Genomic DNA, 16,501 nt, shown 5'->3' on the forward strand with positions numbered 1-16,501 from the left:
ATCAGGGACCATCCGAGCTTTCAAACCGAGAACCGAGCAGCGATACGCAGTCACACGGGAGCTCCCGCAGCCGCTCGCCCGATCAGGCTCGAGACCGTCTGCAACATCTGATCGACGCTGTAGTGCGACCGCGCCCGCGCTTCGGCATATCGCAACTGGCCCGCCAGCTCAGGCGGGTGCGACATCACTCGTGTGATCGCAGTGGCCAGCGCATCGACATCGCCGGGCGGTACCAGCGTTCCGGCCTTGCCGACCTCGAGAATATCGGAGGCTGCGCCGGCATCCGTTGCAATTACAGGCACACCCGCGAGCATGGCCTCGACGAGCGTCCGGCCGAAAGGTTCGGGATCGATCGAGGGATGGATCATCGCATCGACGGCACGCATCAGCCTCGGCACGTCATTGCGCTGGCCGAGGAAATGCACGCGATCACCAAGACCGAGATCCGCCACCATCCGGTTGAGCTTCTCGGCATAGGGTTCCTCGCCGAACAGCGCAGCCCCCGCAATGATACAACTGACGCCCGGGGTCTTTGCCAGGGCCTGCAACACGATATGCTGCCCCTTCCAGGCCGCAAGGCGGCTGAAGACGCCGACGAGCGGCCCTTCGGGTAATTTCAGCTCGCGCCGGATCTCCAGCGGCGTGTTTGCGTCCGGCGGCACATCAAGACCGTTGGGCACGATCGCGACCAGCTCCTTGCGGCCGCCTTCGGCAATGAAGGCATCTGCAGCGGCTTGCGAAGGAACGATCACCTTTGCCGTGCAATAATTCGCCAGCGTCACTTGCACACGGCGCTGCGTGGCGCCGAAATGCTCGCTGCTGATGATATCATGGAGGTGCCAGATCAGCGGACGCCGCGCCAGCGTGGCGGCGACGGCCGACAGCACAAAGGCCTTCTGCGAGTTCGCATAGATGACGTCGTGACGGCGCGCTTCGCCCGTCAATTCGGCAATGATGGCCCCCAGCCGGCCAATCAACGGAAAGGCTTTCAGGATCGAACTGTCGCGCCTGACATCCGTGAGCCCCTTGCCCCAGCGCGACACGCGCACCTTCAGACCCTTGGCTGCGAGCGCCTGATGCAGTGGGCCATCCTCGAACAGGAAGGCGGCCTCGCCCACCCATGGCTGAACGAGATCGATCAGAACCAGCTCGGCGCCGGAGATCGCGCCTGTATGGCAGACGAACAGAACGCGCGGAGCAGGCATCACGTCGCCCCGGCATAGGCATCATTCGAGAGCCGGTCCGTACTGCGTGGTGTGTTGGCATCCGGCATCATGGTGACGGCAATACCGAAGACATTGCCGCCGGCGACACGGATCGCGCTGGACGTCGCCACCGCCTGCCCGATCGACGAGCGGCCGGAACGCATGCAGAGCAGCACGCCATCGACCTGCCTGGCCAGCACGCCCAGATCGGTCTGGATGCCGGGCGACGGCGCGTCGATCAGGACGACGTCGTAGATCTGGCTCCACAGCAGCAGATCGCCGAGCGGTTTGCGCATCAGCAATTCGGCGGATGCCGAGAACGGCCCAGCAGGAATGACGTCGAGATTGGGAGTCGCGGTGCGGACCACCGCTTCGCGCGGCGCGATGTCGCCGCGCAGAATTCCCTGCAGCCCCATGCTGCTGCGCAAGCCCAAGGCTGTTTCGAACTTCGGCGCGCCGAAATCGCATTCGATCACCAGAACGCTGCGGCCGGCCGTTGCGAGATGCTGCGCCAGAGTCAGGGTCAGAAAGGTTTTGCCCTCGGCCGTCGTCGGCGACGCGACCAGAATCTTGCGGCGTGTCCTGGCGTCGTTCGACGTCAGCAGCCCCGTCGCCAGATCGCGGAGTGCATCCTGATAGTGCTGGTCCTGCAGTGCGAGTGGCAGCGCACGCGCCAGCGAAGCGCCGGACTGCGCCGTGAGGATCGCACCGATCGGCGATTCCGACGGATCGCGCTTGACGGTCGGCAATCGTGCCAGAATGGGCGCGCCGGTGACGACGGCGAGCTCCGATGACAATGCCACCGGCGCCGGTCCGGGACGCGGCGCCACCGGGGCTGTCGCCTGGACAGGAGCCGGAGCGACGGGCGTAACGACAGCGGCAGGCTCGGGCGCCGCTGCGCGCGCCGGGCGAATGGTTGCCATCCGCAGCCGGGATAGACCCGCAAGATTGACGCGATCGCCGAAGAAGGCTGCGACGAGTGCGAGCAGCAGGCCGAGCGTACCGCCGGCGGCAAGGAACGGGATTTTCTTCGGGAAGAACGGCTTGGCCGGCAGTTCGGCAAGGCTGACCAGTCGTGTATTGCCGATCAGCACGCGGCGCTCGGTTTCGAGTTCGCTGGCGCGCTTGTAGAGATCGGCATATTGCTGGCGCTTGATCTCGGTGCTCCGCACCATGCTCTCGATCGAGGCTTCGTCCGATGTCGCCGAGCCGACTTCAGCTTTCACGGCATCCATCTGCTTCTTCAGCGAATTTACCAGCGCGTCATTGGCGTCATAGGCCTTCTGCGCGCTGGCCGCGATGCTGGCCACTTCCGTGGCCATGCGCCCCTTGATCGCAGACTGCTCCTGCTCCAGCGCACGCAGCGATGGGTGCCGGGGCCCGAGTACATTAGCCTGACTGGCGAGCTGTGCGGTCACGACCGTGAGCTGCTGCTTGAGATCGGCGATCGAACGGTTCGATAGCACCGAAGGGGAATCGACAGCGCGAGCCTGATTGGCCTTGATCTCCTGCAAGCGGGCGAGCGCTTCGGCGCGCGCGGTTTCCGCCGTGGACAATTGCTGGCTGATGCTGGTCAGCCGCTCCGAGCTGATCGGTGCCAGCGAACCACGCATCAGACCCTTGTTGCGGCGAAAGGCCTGAATCTTGGCATCGGCGTCGCGCAACTCGATATCCAGCTGCTTGGCTTCCTTCCAGAGATAGGACGCGGCAATCTCGCGGCTGTTCGCCCCCGACGTCCTTTGCTCGTCGAGAAACGCATTGGTCAGCGCATTCGCCATCTTCTGCGCGACTTCGGGCATCGACGAGGTGTAGGAGATATTGATGACGCGGGAACGTCCGACAGCACCGATCGAGAAATTGCCCGACACGTATTCGATCAGCGCCGCCGTGTCGGTCTTCATTTTCTCGCAGGTCGCGGCGTTGCCCTTGCTCTGACACTCTTCGATGGCAGCTTCGGTAATGCCCGGCTGCTGCATGGCGAGCCGCAAGACCCGCGGCGAGCGCGCGATCAGCAGCTGGCTTTCGACGTCGGCGGGGTCGCCGATCTTCTGCGCCCAGGCGGCCGAGGCGTTGCTGTTGCTGGGCTCCTGCTCGGCGACAATCACCGAACCTGTGGCGAGATAACGCACGGGCAGCACGACCAGCGCAATGACCGTCAGGATCATCACGCCGAGAAACACAGCGCCGAACAGGCTACGATTGCGCCAGATCTTCAGCAACGGGCTCTCGCTCGCCGCGCCATCGGCGGTTTGGGTATTCGTAACGATGGCGCGTCTGGTGAACATGCGTGTCAGACTTTGCTATGGCGCGCTGGCACCGCACATCCTTGCGCCGCAACGGCGCTCACCCAGCGCAACCACCCATGAACGACCGCGACACGCATACTGAACCCCTTGTCCCCGAACCACAAATCCACTGCAGGGAGCAGGCCTACTATCCATTCATTAGGGATGTTTTGGTTAAGGGCGGGTTTAAAATGATAACCAATACGTGTGCACTGCCCAAATAGTAGGCTGTTACGCGCGTCCCTCGGCGTGTGCCGCATTTTAGGGAGCTACGTAAGCATGGCGGTATTGGTTGCGAGCCGGAACCAAATGTCGCAGTGCCGCGTTCCAGAATTGGTGCAACCGGAGTTCCCCAATGAGCCTCCTGAAATGGGCGCTGATCTTCTTTCTGATTTCCGTCGCCGCCGGCGTGTTCGGCTTCACCGGCATCTCCGCCGCCACGGCGGATGTCGCGCGCGTGCTTTTCTATATCTTCCTGGCGATCTGCATCGTGCTGCTGCTATTGGGGATCACGATCTTTCGGGCCTGACGCGCCAGGCGGCGCGCCTGTCCGGGATCTAGTGAATGCCGACGCCGACCAGCCGATCGACCAGCGCGCGGTCGGCTGTCAGCACATCCGGCTCGCCGCTCCAGCTGGTCCGGCCCCGTTCCATCACCATGACGCTGTTCGCGAAATCGAGCGCGCGCTCGATCTGCTGCTCGACCAGAATGATGGTAACTTCGCTGGTAGCGGCCAGCTGCGCCAGCAATGCCATCAGCTCGTCGCAGATCACGGGCGCGAGACCTTCCAGCGGCTCATCCAGCAACAGGATCGAGGGCTTGCCCAGCAGGGTCCGGGCCATCGACAGCATCTGCTGCTCGCCACCCGACAATTGCTTGCCATAATTGCCGCGACGTTCGCGCAGGCGCGGAAACATCGCATAGGCCTCGTCGAGTGCCGACGCCGGCCTGCCCTTCAGCCCGGTGCGCAGATTCTCCTCCACCGTCAGCGAGGCGAAAATGTCGCGGGTCTGCGGCACATAGCCGATCCCGAGGTCGGCGCGCGCCGAGGTGCGTTTGGCCGTGACGTCCTGGTCACCGATCCTGATCTCGCCGCCATGGCGCGTCGTCAGGCCCATCAGCGTTGCCAGCAGCGTGGTCTTGCCCATGCCGTTACGGCCGAGCACGGCGAGACGGTCGCCGGCCTTCACCGAAAACGAGATGTCCTCGATGATCCGCGTCGGGCCGTAGCCCGCGCTGAGGTTCCGGATTTCAAGTGGCGCGGCGGGCATCGGCATAGCTCCCCAGATACGCGCGACGCACTTCGTGATCGGCAGTAACGGCGTCAGGCGATCCCTCGAATATCAGCCGCCCGGCCGCCAGCACCAGCACGCGCTTGGCAAACTTGAACACCAGATCCATGTCGTGCTCGATCATCAGGACGGCGATATCCGCCGGCAGACGATTGATCGCGTCCAGTATCTTCGGTGCTTCGTCATGCGGTACACCGGCGGCGGGCTCGTCGAGCAGCAACACCTTCGGATGCAGCGCGAGGCCGATGGCAAGCTCGATCAGGCGTTGCTGGCCGTAAGCGAGTTCAACCACCCTGCGATAGGCCAGATGATCGAGACCGAGATGGCTCAGGATCTCACTCCATTCGGCGCGGACTTCCGGCAATTCGGTCGAGCGAGAGAAGAATCGCCGTGTGATGCGCTTGCGTTGCATGATCGCCAGCGCAACGTTGTCGGCGACCGTGAGATTGGCGAACAGGCGCGTGGTCTGGAATGTCCGAACCAATCCGCGACGTACACGATCGGGAATGCTGAGGTTGGTGATCTCATCACCGCCCATGAAGAACTGGCCTCCGCTCGGCACGATGTCACCGGTAATCAGGTTGACCAGCGTGGTCTTGCCGGCACCGTTCGGCCCGATCAGCGCGACGCGGTCACCCGCAGCGAGCTTGAAATTGACGTCGCAGGTGACCTGCAATCCGCCGAACGAACGCGAAACGCCGCGGGCTTCCAGGAGATCGCTCATGCAGCGCTCCCCTTGCGCCTGAGGCGGGAGGTCAGCGACAGCATCGGTTCGATCAGGCCGCGCGGCGCGAATACCACGATCAGGATCAGCAACAATCCGACCAGCGTCATCCAGTGGAACGGATTGGCGGCGGCGACGATGTGCTCGAAGATCATGAAGATGATCGTCCCGGCCAGCGCGCCCCACAGATGCCCGGCGCCACCGAGCACCAGCATCACCAGCACTTCGGCCGAGCGCTCAAAACTGACGCTATCGAGGCCCACTACTCCGGTGCTGATCGCTGTCAGTGCGCCGCCGACGCCAGCCACGGCGCCAGCCACGCCATACATCAGCACGAGACGCGGATAGATCGAGACGCCAATCATCCTTGCGCGCAGGTCGTCGTCCTTGATGCCACGGCACATCAGACCGAATGGCGAGCGCACGAAGCGCTGCAGCAGCACGAAGACAATAACCAGCACGCCCAGCGAGAACAAAAATGCCGTGCGGCTGTACATGTCGAAACTGAAGATGCCGAACACCTTACCCGGTGTGATACCGGACAGGCCGTCGCTGCCCCCGGTCAGCCACGACAGCTTGTTGGCAAGCGCGGCCACCAATTGCCCCACGGCAATCGACAGCACCAGTTGCGGCAGCCCGCGAAACCGCGTGATCAGCGCGCCGGAGATCAGCCCCATGATCGTGCCCGCAAACACGCCGACCGCCAGCAATGCGACAGGATCTGTAATGCCACGCACGCAAGCAATGCCGGCGGCATAGGCGCCCACGCCGAATTGCGCGGCATGACCGAGGGTGGCGACGCCGCAATAGCCGGTGACCAGATCGAGCGACAGCACCAGGAATGCGATGCCGATCAAGCGCGTCAGGAACGCCAGATCGTCCGGATACAGAAAATAGCCGATGGCACCGAGCGCGATGATGCTCAGCGCACCTGCCGCTTCCTGGCCAAAGGGAATGTTGCGCTTGTGCGGAACGTGAGTCACGACGATCTCGCTCATGCGTGCGACCTGCCGAACAGGCCATGCGGAAACAGGAACACGATGAAGATCACCGACAGATAGAAGAAGAAGTCGCCGAACTCCGGCGCAAGATATTTGCCGGTGGTGTCGGCGAGGCCGAGCAGCAGCGACGCCGACAGAGCACCAAGGATCGAGCCTGCACCGCCGACAGAGACGACGACCAGGAACGTCACCATATAGCGCAGCGCATAGAACGGTTCGATCGGCAGGATCTCCGCGCCGACCACGCCACCGAATGCACCGAGCCCGATCGCCAGCGCGAAGGTCACCGCGTAGATGATCTCGGTGCGGATGCCCAAGGCGTCCGCCATACCGCTGTGATCGACCGAGGCGCGCAGCTTGATTCCGAACTCCGTCTTCTCGATCAACAACCACAACGCCAGCGCCGTAATCACGCCGCAGGCGATGACAAAGATGCGATGGGTTGGCAGCATCCGGAAGCCGATATCGAGCGGGCCACTGAGGGTCTGTGGCAGCGGAATCGATTTCAGCGACGGGCCGAAGATGAAGTTGACGATGCCGATGATGAAAAACGTGATGCCGATGGTCATCAGCACCTGAATCAGCGGATCGGACTTCCGGTAGATCCGGCGGTACAGCAGAATCTCGAACGGGATCGAAACGATGATGGTGCCGATCACTGCCATCAGGATCGCAACGCTGTAATGCACATGCAGGTCGCGGATCGCATAGGAGGCCAGATAACCGCCAATCATGGCGAAAGCGCCATGGGCGAGGTTCACGACGCGCATCAGCCCCATCATGATGGACAGGCCGATGGAAATGATGAACAGAACCATCCCATAGGCGACGGCGTCGGTCATGATGCTGAAGATGGTGCGCATGATTGATCCTATACCGAAGCAGCGACCGAACGCCATTCCGGCGACTGCGGCAAGGCGTCATGGACGACGGCGCCACGCACCATGGTGAGCAGCACCTGCGTCTCTTTCAGAGGGAGGCGCTCGGCGGCGAAGGGATCGCGATCAAGTGCGATCAGATCGGCCGCCATGCCCGGCATCAGCGTGCCGCGCCAGTTATCCTGCTTCATCGCGGTGGCGCCACCGACCGTATAGCTGTGAATGGCTTCGCGGACGCTGACGGCTTCACCCTGCCCGATCGGCGCACCGCTGTCCGAGGCGCGGTTCACCGCGTCGGCGATGCCATCCCACGGAGACCACGACCCGGTCGGCGCATCCGAGCTGGCGATGTAGGCAACACCCGCGTCGATCACGGAGCGGCCGGGATAGCAACGGTCGGCGCGCGGACCGAACGCGCCGGCAATCGAGCGCCGCATCCGGGTGAGGAAACTCGGCTGGGTGACGACCAGCGCGCCCAATGCCTTCATCCGTGCCAGTCCACCGGCAGGTGGCACGAAGTAATGTTCGATGCGATGCCGGGCATCGGCGCGGGGATGCGCCGCCTGCGCCTTCTCATAGGCTTCGATGATGCAGTCGATGCCGCGATCGCCGGTACAATGAACGGCGACTTGCCAGCCGTCCGCATGGGCCTCGGCGATCACGCGCTGCAGCTCGGTTTCATCGCGCATGAACATGCCGCGGGATGGCGTATCGAAGAAATCCTCGCTCACGGCCGACGTTCGCGCGCCGACGATGCCATCGGCGAAATATTTCAGCGTCATGGACTGCCAGTCGGCATCTGGCGTCGGCGCCAACCCACGCGCCTCCGCTTCAGCCGGGTCGAGCTGGTTCATGAAGCCGAGCCGCATTGGCAGCACATCGCCATTCGCGCGGATCTCGTTCCAGATGGCGAACTCATCATCGAAACCGACGGTGAATCCAACCGCGGCTTCCACGGCAGCAACAAGACCGAGCCTGGCGCTGTCGGCAATTGTCGCGCGCAGAGCCGCGGCGAGCTCGTTGCGGTCCATCGGCGGCGCGGCACGGAAAATCAGTTCGGCCGCGCTTTCTTTGGCGCTGCCGTCCAGTCGACCGTCCTCGGAGCGCCCGAACGTGCCGCCTTCCGGATCGGCGATAGCATCGTCGATGCCCAGCAGTCGCAGCGCGGCACTGTTGACGACGGCGACATGACCGCAGAACCTGCGGATCAGCACCGGATGATCGGGAATGACGGCATCGATCTCGGCACGTGCCAGCAGCCGGTGTTCGGTCAGACCGTTCTCATCGAGGCCAGCACCGTAAACCCATCTGTCTGACGGAATGGCGCCTGCGCGTGCAACCAGCAGATCTAGCACGGCAGATATCGTTGGTGCATCGCGGGGCGTCACCGGCACCTGCAGTCGCGCATGAGCGATGGCGAACAGATGAATATGCGCGTCGGTCAGGCCGGGAATGACGGTGGCACCCGCGAGATCGATCGTCTCGTCGGCGGATGGCGCAACATCCGCTGCGCCGATCCAGACCACCTTGCCATCGCGGACGACGATGCTCTCCGCGGGAGCTTTATCCCAGGCAGAACGATAGATGCGGGCATTGATCAGTCGAACGGTGTGCGCGGACCTGGTCATCAGAAAGAAAATCTCATATCGCGCATCCCGTCGATGTCATTCCGGGACGTCCTGAAGTCGGCGAAGCCGACGATAGGGCAGCCCGGAATCTCGACGTGTTCATCTCATCTCGGGATTCCGGGGTCGCGCGCAGCTTGCGCTGCGCACGCCCCGGAATGACAATAGTATTACTTCGTGCTCAGCGCCCAGTCCGGCTGATCGGCGAAGGTCTGGCTTTCCTTGTTGATCAGCTTGCCGTCCACCTTCTCCACACTGCGCAGATAGACGTTCTGGCGAATGTGACGCGTCGTCGGATCGATCGACACCGGACCGCGCGGCGAGACCCACTTCATGTCCTTGACGGCATCAACTGCCTTGGCGGGATCGCGCTTGCCGTCGGTGGCCTCGATCATCTTGTAGATCAGGCGCGCGCCGTCATAGGCAGCGACCGATGTCATGGTGACTTCGTCGAGGTTGCCGCCGCCCTTCTTGATGGTGGCAAGGAAGGCCGCGTTCTCCTTGGAGTCGTGCGACACCGAATAGTGATAGGTCGAGAGGATACCGATGCCGGCATCGCCGATATTCGGCAGATCGGGTTCGGTGACGACGTCACCGGTCGACATCAGCTTGACACCGCCGGCCTTCAATCCGTTGTCGATATAGGCCTTGACGAAGCCCAGCGTCGGCGGCCCCGATGGCAGGAAGGTGAAGATGGTGTCAGCGCCGGAATCCTTGATGCGCTGCATGATCGGGCTGAAGTCGGTGGTGGCGAGCGGAATGCGGATCGCTTCGACCACCGCGCCGCCCTCGCCTTCGAACGTCTTCTTGAATGCCGCTTCGGCATCGACACCCGGACCGTAATCGCTGACTGCGATGGCCACCTTCTTGGCACCGTTCTTGAACGCAATTTTCGCGGCAGGCACCGTGTTCTGCCACATCGTGAACGAGGTACGGACGATATAGGGGCTCTTCTCGACAATCGACGAGGTCGCCGCATTCATCACGATCAGCGGCGTCTTGGATTCTTCCAGCAACGGCGCGATGGCCATCGCGTTCGGCGTGAAATAGACGCCAGCGAGATATTGCACCTTGTCCTTGACCAGCAGCTCCTGCGCCAGCGCCTTTGACTTGGCGGGATTCGGGCTTTCTTCATCGCGATAGATGAATTCGACGTCATGCTTGCCTGCTTTGGTGCCATGCTCGGCGACCCAGGCGTCGATGCCCATCTTGAAGTTCTTGCCAAACAGCGCGTAAGGGCCCGACATGGTGCCGATCACGCCGACCTTGATGGTGTCGGCAGAGGCCGTGCCGGTCATCAGGCCGAGAATGGCCAGTGCAAGAATGGAGTGGCTGCGTCTGTTCATTGCGGTTGTCCCCGTTGGAAAGTTAAGAAAACTATTGGCAAACCTGTATTCAATAAACGTGCCGAGATGGCACGCTTGAACCGGCGTCAGCGCGCCGACGCCTCAGAACATCTCAAAATATTCGCGCTGCTCCCAGTCGGAGACTTCCGCCTGGAAGCGATCGATCTCGGCATTCTTGATGTGGGTGTAATAGTCGACCATCGTCGCGCCCATCTTCTCGCGGAAGAACGGATCCTCCTTGAGCGCAAAGGTCGCCTCGCGCAGCGACTTCGGCAACAGATCTGCGTTGGTCTCGTAGGGCGTGTCGGCTGACGGGCCTGGATCGAGCTTGCGATCGACGCCGTCGAGACCCGAGAGAATCTGCGATGACATGTAGAGGTAGGGATTGGCCGCAGGCTCGCCGACGCGGTTTTCGATGCGTGTCGCGGAATCATTCAAGCCGCCGAGCACACGCAGCATCGCGCCGCGATTGTCGCGACCCCAGATTGCACGATCCGGCGCCAGCGAATAGGAGCGATAGCGCTTGTATCCGTTGATCGTCGGCGTCGTGAAGACCGTAGCGGCGCGCGCATGCGCAAGAAGCCCCGCGAGATAGCCTTGCCCGAACGATGACAGCGGCTGCGTGCCCTCGGTCGGCATGAACGCATTTGCGCCCGTGTCCCGCGATACGATCGACTGATGCAGATGCCAGCCCGATGACACGACATTCGGGATCTTCGGCCGGCACATGAACGTCGCGTGATAGCCGTGGCGATGGGCGATCTGCTTCACGGCGCTGCGGAACAGCACCATGCTGTCGGCTGGCGTCAGCCCCACCGTCGGCGCAAAAGTGAATTCGCACTGGCTCGGGCCGTATTCGACTTCCACCGAACGCAATGGAAGACCAAGCGCAATCACATCACGCCGGATGATTTCGAGCACCGGCTCCATCTGATCGTAGCGCTGCTCGGTGAGGTAGTTGTAGCCGTGCGAGAGCAGACTGACCTCCGGCGGATTGCCGGGCTGGCCGGCATCTTCCGGCTTCATCCGGTTGTTCTCGACATTGAAGATATGAAACTCGACTTCGAGCCCGGCGACGAAATCGTAGCCGCGATTACCGAGATCGCCGAGCACCTTCTTGTAGAGGTTACGCGTCACGAACGGCACGGGACGGCCGTCGGAAAAATGCACGTCGCACAACACCCAGCCGGTCTCAGGCGCCCAGGGCAGAATCCGAAACGTGCTGGGATCGGGGATCATCAAGACGTCGGCCGCGCCCTGCATTTCGGGAATGCCGAAGCCGCCCCCGGCGGTGAACACCGGAAACACCGTCTTGTGCGAGGTGTCCTTGGCGAACATCGTCGTGGTGATGGAGCAACCGCTTTCGAGACAACGCAACGCCTCGCTGGCGATCAGCGTCTTGCCGCGCAGGATGCCGTGCTGATCCGGAAACGACAGCCGGATCACTTCGAGCTTATGCTCTTCGACCATGCTGCGCAGCCGGACGGCTGCTTCCTTCTGCTCCGCGGACCACAAACCGTGACGTTCAACGAAACTCAACGCACTCTCCCGCGGCTGTTCTGATCGATTTTCACTCTGCCGCCGGCAGGTGGATGACATTGGATCCCGGCTCGGTCTGATCGGCCGGAGCGGCTGCCATCCATGGCGCACCGCGGCGACGGGCGACGTCGACTTCCATCCAGTAGGTTTCCCAGCCCTTGGTCGGTCCGATGCCGTCCATGGTGCCCGGACCCTGGATGCTGCGCGCGGTGTCCGCATCGAGGGACATCATCGGCTTTTGACCACCGGCGACCTTCTCGATCTCCGCACGCAACAGCTTGCGATAGGCGATGATCGCCTTGTCGCTGGAGCCGAGATGCTCGCGGGTGCGATCCTGGATCTTGCCCATCGACTCCACCGCCCACTGGTCGTGGACGTTGATGTCGGCGCCCATGCCCGTATAGGTCTCGTGCTTCTGCTCGTGCGGATTGAAACCGTAATCGTTGGTCTTGTTCTTGCGCGACGTATAGTTCGGCAGCTCGTAAAGTTCGAGCCGCTGGTCGGTCATCTTCTTCTTGTCGACCGGCTGGGTGTAGCTGGTGAAGATCGCGTACCAGTAGCAGTTCTCGTCATCGACCGGCACATGCCACTGGGTGATGGTCATTTCCGTGCTCATGGGAATGACGAAGCCATGCGGGAAGAGCTGGTTGGTAACGCGCACATGGGTGCGTTCGTCGTCGAGCTCGCGTAGCGCGATCAAACGAAGACCGTATTCGGTCGACTCCACATTGATGATCGGGCGATCATATTCGCGCAGGATCTTGGTCATCGGCAGCTCAGTGCCAGCGGACGCACCGCGGAACTGCTTGCCGTAGGAGGCCTTGACGTCCTCGTCCTCGAAGAAGCGATGCAGGAACGAGGCATGGGCAGGATCGATACCGACTTCCAGCGCCTGCAGCCAGTTGCATTCGAACAGGCCCTTGAAGGCGAAGGTGTACTGGCCGGGTGCGGCGAAACAGTCGAGCTCCGGAAATGCCGGCGGCTCGCCTTCGCCCAGATAAGCCCAGAGGATGCCGCCCTTCTCGACCACCGGATAGGCGCGCTGCTTGATGCCGGCGCAGAGTTTCGAGGTCTTCGGCTCGGCCGGGGTCTCCAGGCACTTGCCCTCGACGTCGAACAGCCAGCCATGAAATGCGCAACGCACGCCGCCGCCTTCGAGACGGCCGAAAGCGAGGTCAGCACCGCGATGCGGACAGTCGCGATCGAGCAGGCCGTAGCGGCCCTGCTCGTCACGGAACAGCACGAAGTTCTCGCCCAGCAATTTGACCGGACGGATCGGACGATCCCCTTCGAGCTCATCGACCAGTGCCGCTGGCTGCCAGTATTGGCGCATCAGCTTGCCCGCGGGCGCCTTGGGGCCGATGCGGGTGATCAGATCGTTCTGCTCTTGGCTCATCATGGCAAAATGTCCTTCTATAACTCCGGCGATGCGCCGCTTAACGCTGAAATACAATCTTGCCGCCGACCATCGTCATATCGGCGGTGATGTCCTTGATCTGGCCGTCCGGCACCGTCATGAAGTCGGCGGAGAGAACCACGAGATCGGCCAGCTTGCCGGCCTCCAGCGTCCCCTTCCGCGCCTCCTCAAACATGTAGCGCGATGCCGCACTGGTATAGAGGCGAAGCGCCTGTTCACGCCCGATCGCTTCGGACGCGCCATAGACCTGGCCGGCCGGGTCCTTGCGCGTCACCATAATATACATCGTGAGGAACGGGTTTAACGGGTTGACCGGGAAATCGGTGCCGGCGCCGAGATTCTCCAGTCCCATTTTCTCGATCAGGGTGCGCGTCGGCACCGCACGATCCGCTGTCGGCCTGCCAAGGAAACGCGCGACCGTCGCCGCCTTGTCCCACATGAAGGCGTTCTGGAAATCGATCCGCGCCCCGACGCGGCGCGCCCGCTCCATCTGTTCGGGGCGGATCAGGCTGGCATGGATCAAAACGAAGCGGCGATCCTTGATCGACTTTTCCTTGTCGGTGGCTTCGAACGCATCCAGCACGTGATCGACGCCGAGGTCGCCAACGACATGTACGCCGACCCGCCAGCCGCGAAGGTTGGCGATCGACACCAGCTGCTTCAGCCGCTCGGGCGTGACCTGCGCGACCCCATGATAATCGTCATGCGAGTCCGGATAGGCGTCGCGCATCATGGCCGTCTTCAGGGTCATGCCGCCGTCGTAGAAGATCTTGATGCCGCCGAGCTTCAACCAATCGTCGCCGAAACCCGAGGTGGCACCGTTGCCGCTCATGATGGCGTCCCACCCGGCCGAGTCCGCGGGCGGCTCCGGTCGAAACATGGTTCCGACCCGCACCGTCGCATCGCCTGCCAAAGCGAGCTTCTGCAGGATCTGCGTGTCGCGCGCGCTCGTCGCGCCCTCGACGACGCTGGTGATACCGAGGCGGTTGAGCGCGGCCTCGGCGAGACGATATTGCCGCAACTCCTCGTCTTCGGTGAAGGGCGGCACGATGTTCTCGACCAGCGGGATCGCCGTCTCGACGAGCACGCCATTGATGTCGCCGCTTGCGTCCCGCTCGAACGCGCCGCCGGCCGGATCCGGTGTATTCTTGCTGATGCCCGCCTTCTGCAAGGCCAGCGAATTGGCCATCGCAAAGTGACCGACGGTCCGCAGATAGACCGGATTGTTGGGGGACACGCTGTCGAGCTCCTGGCGGGTCAGGTAGCGCTTTTCCGCCAGTTGCGACGGCGGATGCCAGCCGCCGGTCGTGATCCACGCGCCGGGCTGCTTCTTCGCAACGAACGCCCGAATGAGATCGAGCGCGCCGGCCACGTCCCTGGCGCCGCCGAGATTGACCACATAGTCGCCGAGCCCCGCCGCTCTGAAATGCGCGTGGGTGTCGATCAGGCCGGGGACGACTGACTTGCCGGCGAGGTCGATGACCCTGGTCTGCGGACCCGCCAGCGGCTTGATCGCAGCGTCGCTGCCGACCGCGAGGATCTTGCCGTCGCGGATGGCCAGCGCTTGCACGATCGTCGACTGGTCGTCGAGGGTGAGGATCTTGCCGCCCGTCAGGACCACCTGGGGCGCGTTCGGGTCTGATTGCTGCGCCACAGCCGGCAGGACGGCGGCAGCAATCGCAATTGCTCCCACAATCAGGAATTTCCCACCCAGATGCATCTCGCCGCCCCATCAAAGATGTTCAATAGACGAACTAATGTGCGAATATTATCGTTAGAAGAATTCCAGGCAAGCAGAATTTTACAGCATGAACTGATGGGTTATTGAGCAAGTGCAGCAATTCACGCCCAAAGCATCGCCTTGCGCAGAACGAACACTTGTTCAATATACGGACGCAATTCAGGAGCTGATGATGTCGAACACTTTGAATTCGTGTGCGGATCGAACCCAGGGAGCGCGCTCGTGAGCGGCCTCGTGATTGTCGGCGCCTCCTATGCAGGCGTCCAGGCGGGCATTAGCGCGCGCGAGAAGGGCTATCAGGCGCCGATCCGCATCGTCGCCGATGAAATCCATCTGCCCTATCAGCGCCCGCCATTGTCGAAGGCGTTTCTCTCCGGTGACGTCGCGCATAACAGCCTTTTCCTCCGCGGCGAGGACTATTTCAAGACCCAGGGCATCGACCTGGTGCTGGGTCATCGCGCCGTCGGGCTCGACCGCGCCGCCGGCCGGATCGCACTGGAAGGCGGCGACAGCCTGCCCTTCGACCAACTCGTCATCGCCACCGGCTCGCGCGCACGGCGCCTCAGCGTGCCCGGCCATGAGCGCGACGGCATCGTCTATCTACGCACCCTCGATGACGCACAACATCTGAAGCCGCGACTCGAAGCGGCCAATGATGTCGTTATCGTCGGCGGCGGCTTCATCGGCCTCGAAGTGGCGTCGACCGCCGCCAAGGCCGGCAAGAAGGTGACGCTGATCGAGGCGCAGTCGCGCCTGCTGGAGCGCGCGGTGTCGCCGCTGATTTCGCAATTCCTGCTCGACGCCCATCGCTCCCATGGCCTCGACATCCGCTTCAACGAATCCGTCGTCGCCATCGAAGGCAACAATGCGGTGCATGAGGTCGTCTGCTCCAGCGGCCTGCGGGTGCGGGCCGATCTAATCGTCGCCGGCATCGGCGGCATCGCCAATGATGAGTTGGCAGCCGCGGCGGGCATCGCCTGTACCAACGGCATCGATGTGGACGAGCATGGCTTGAGCAGCGCGCCGAACATCTATGCTGCCGGCGACGTCAGCAATCACTACAACTCATTCGCGGGCCGCCGCGTGCGCCTCGAAGCCGTGCAGAACGCCACCGATCAGGGCAAGGCCGCGGGCGCAATGATCGCCGGCAAGCCGGAAGCCTATGATGCGGTGCCGCGTTTCTGGTCGGATCAATATGACGCCAAGCTGCAGATCGTCGGTCTCTCTGCGCCGACCGACAGCGCAGTGATCCGCGGTTCGATGGACGACGGCAAGTTCTCGGTCTTCTATTATCGCGACGGCAAGCTCACCGCCGTTGACAGTATCAACCGGCCGGGCGACCAGATGATCGCACGCCGCCTGATCACCGCGGCGCTGTCGCCGACGCCGGAACAGGCCGCCGATCTGTCATTCGATCTGAAAAAATTCGAAGCCGGCAAATAGGGCGG

At 62.7% G+C, this 16,501-nt stretch carries 13 protein-coding genes; 2 read left to right on the forward strand and 11 right to left on the reverse strand.

The window, feature by feature from the left end; all coding sequences use genetic code 11:
- Positions 1-50 precede the first annotated feature (50 nt).
- Together ACEK02_RS25435 and ACEK02_RS25440 are read right to left on the reverse strand one after the other, a co-directional pair.
- A complete protein-coding gene (locus ACEK02_RS25435; protein ID WP_371424273.1) occupies positions 51-1,205 on the reverse strand; it encodes a glycosyltransferase family 4 protein in 1,155 nt (384 codons plus the stop codon).
- A complete protein-coding gene (locus tag ACEK02_RS25440; protein WP_371424274.1) occupies positions 1,205-3,490 on the reverse strand; it encodes a GumC family protein in 2,286 nt (761 codons plus the stop codon). Before ACEK02_RS25440 ends, ACEK02_RS25435 begins: the two co-directional genes overlap by 1 nt.
- Positions 3,491-3,845: 355 nt before the next feature.
- On the opposite strand from ACEK02_RS25440, the gene ACEK02_RS25445 reads away from it, so the two are divergent.
- Positions 3,846-4,019 carry a DUF1328 domain-containing protein gene (locus ACEK02_RS25445; RefSeq protein ID WP_371424275.1) on the forward strand — a complete coding sequence of 58 codons (174 nt, stop codon included), beginning with the start codon at positions 3,846-3,848 and terminating at the stop codon, positions 4,017-4,019.
- A 28-nt stretch (positions 4,020-4,047) separates the two neighbouring features.
- Here ACEK02_RS25445 and ACEK02_RS25450 read toward each other — a convergent pair whose 3' ends face one another.
- From ACEK02_RS25450 to ACEK02_RS25490, 9 genes are all read right to left on the reverse strand, one after another.
- Complete coding sequence (locus ACEK02_RS25450) at positions 4,048-4,761, reverse strand: ABC transporter ATP-binding protein (protein ID WP_371424276.1); 714 nt, start codon at positions 4,759-4,761, stop codon at positions 4,048-4,050.
- Entirely contained in the window at positions 4,742-5,506 is a 765-nt protein-coding gene (locus ACEK02_RS25455) for an ABC transporter ATP-binding protein (RefSeq protein WP_371424277.1), read from the reverse strand. Before ACEK02_RS25455 ends, ACEK02_RS25450 begins: the two co-directional genes overlap by 20 nt.
- The gene (locus ACEK02_RS25460; protein WP_371424278.1) at positions 5,503-6,504 is read right to left on the reverse strand and encodes a branched-chain amino acid ABC transporter permease; all 1,002 of its coding nucleotides are present in this window, start codon (positions 6,502-6,504) and stop codon (positions 5,503-5,505) included. Before ACEK02_RS25460 ends, ACEK02_RS25455 begins: the two co-directional genes overlap by 4 nt.
- Positions 6,501-7,370: a branched-chain amino acid ABC transporter permease gene (locus ACEK02_RS25465; protein ID WP_371424279.1), complete on the reverse strand. Its 870-nt coding sequence runs from the start codon at positions 7,368-7,370 to the stop codon at positions 6,501-6,503. The genes ACEK02_RS25460 and ACEK02_RS25465 overlap by 4 nt, the downstream gene beginning before the upstream one ends.
- Before the next feature lie 8 nt (positions 7,371-7,378).
- On the reverse strand, positions 7,379-9,013 hold the full coding sequence (locus tag ACEK02_RS25470; RefSeq protein ID WP_371424280.1) for an amidohydrolase: 1,635 nt from the start codon (positions 9,011-9,013) through the stop codon (positions 7,379-7,381).
- A gap of 167 nt (positions 9,014-9,180) precedes the next feature.
- Positions 9,181-10,356, reverse strand: a complete 1,176-nt coding sequence (locus ACEK02_RS25475; protein ID WP_371424281.1) for an ABC transporter substrate-binding protein — start codon at positions 10,354-10,356, stop codon at positions 9,181-9,183.
- Between the two features lie 102 nt (positions 10,357-10,458).
- Complete coding sequence (locus ACEK02_RS25480; RefSeq protein WP_371424282.1) at positions 10,459-11,895, reverse strand: glutamine synthetase family protein; 1,437 nt, start codon at positions 11,893-11,895, stop codon at positions 10,459-10,461.
- 31 nt (positions 11,896-11,926) lie between these two features.
- On the reverse strand, positions 11,927-13,294 hold the full coding sequence (locus ACEK02_RS25485) for a Rieske 2Fe-2S domain-containing protein (RefSeq protein ID WP_371424283.1): 1,368 nt from the start codon (positions 13,292-13,294) through the stop codon (positions 11,927-11,929).
- Between the two features lie 37 nt (positions 13,295-13,331).
- Positions 13,332-15,005, reverse strand: coding sequence for an amidohydrolase (locus ACEK02_RS25490; protein WP_371424284.1), 1,674 nt, complete (start codon positions 15,003-15,005; stop codon positions 13,332-13,334).
- 270 nt (positions 15,006-15,275) lie between these two features.
- On the opposite strand from ACEK02_RS25490, the gene ACEK02_RS25495 reads away from it, so the two are divergent.
- Positions 15,276-16,496, forward strand: coding sequence for an NAD(P)/FAD-dependent oxidoreductase (locus ACEK02_RS25495; RefSeq protein ID WP_371424285.1), 1,221 nt, complete (start codon positions 15,276-15,278; stop codon positions 16,494-16,496).
- Positions 16,497-16,501: the final 5 nt, after the last annotated feature.

Source organism: Tardiphaga sp. (assembly GCF_041424195.1).
In the GTDB taxonomy this organism is placed as follows: Bacteria; Pseudomonadota; Alphaproteobacteria; order Rhizobiales; family Xanthobacteraceae; genus Tardiphaga.

Excerpts from the sequence above, each read along its gene's own strand:
- ACEK02_RS25435 (WP_371424273.1), bottom strand. The coding sequence starts at position 1,205 with ATGCCTGCTCCGCGCGTTCTGTTCGTCTGCCATACAGGCGCGATCTCC.
- ACEK02_RS25440 (WP_371424274.1), bottom strand. The coding sequence starts at position 3,490 with ATGTTCACCAGACGCGCCATCGTTACGAATACCCAAACCGCCGATGGC.
- ACEK02_RS25445 (WP_371424275.1), top strand. The coding sequence starts at position 3,846 with ATGAGCCTCCTGAAATGGGCGCTGATCTTCTTTCTGATTTCCGTCGCC.
- ACEK02_RS25450 (WP_371424276.1), bottom strand. The coding sequence starts at position 4,761 with ATGCCCGCCGCGCCACTTGAAATCCGGAACCTCAGCGCGGGCTACGGC.
- ACEK02_RS25455 (WP_371424277.1), bottom strand. The coding sequence starts at position 5,506 with ATGAGCGATCTCCTGGAAGCCCGCGGCGTTTCGCGTTCGTTCGGCGGA.
- ACEK02_RS25460 (WP_371424278.1), bottom strand. The coding sequence starts at position 6,504 with ATGAGCGAGATCGTCGTGACTCACGTTCCGCACAAGCGCAACATTCCC.
- ACEK02_RS25465 (WP_371424279.1), bottom strand. The coding sequence starts at position 7,370 with ATGCGCACCATCTTCAGCATCATGACCGACGCCGTCGCCTATGGGATG.
- ACEK02_RS25470 (WP_371424280.1), bottom strand. The coding sequence starts at position 9,013 with ATGACCAGGTCCGCGCACACCGTTCGACTGATCAATGCCCGCATCTAT.
- ACEK02_RS25475 (WP_371424281.1), bottom strand. The coding sequence starts at position 10,356 with ATGAACAGACGCAGCCACTCCATTCTTGCACTGGCCATTCTCGGCCTG.
- ACEK02_RS25485 (WP_371424283.1), bottom strand. The coding sequence starts at position 13,294 with ATGATGAGCCAAGAGCAGAACGATCTGATCACCCGCATCGGCCCCAAG.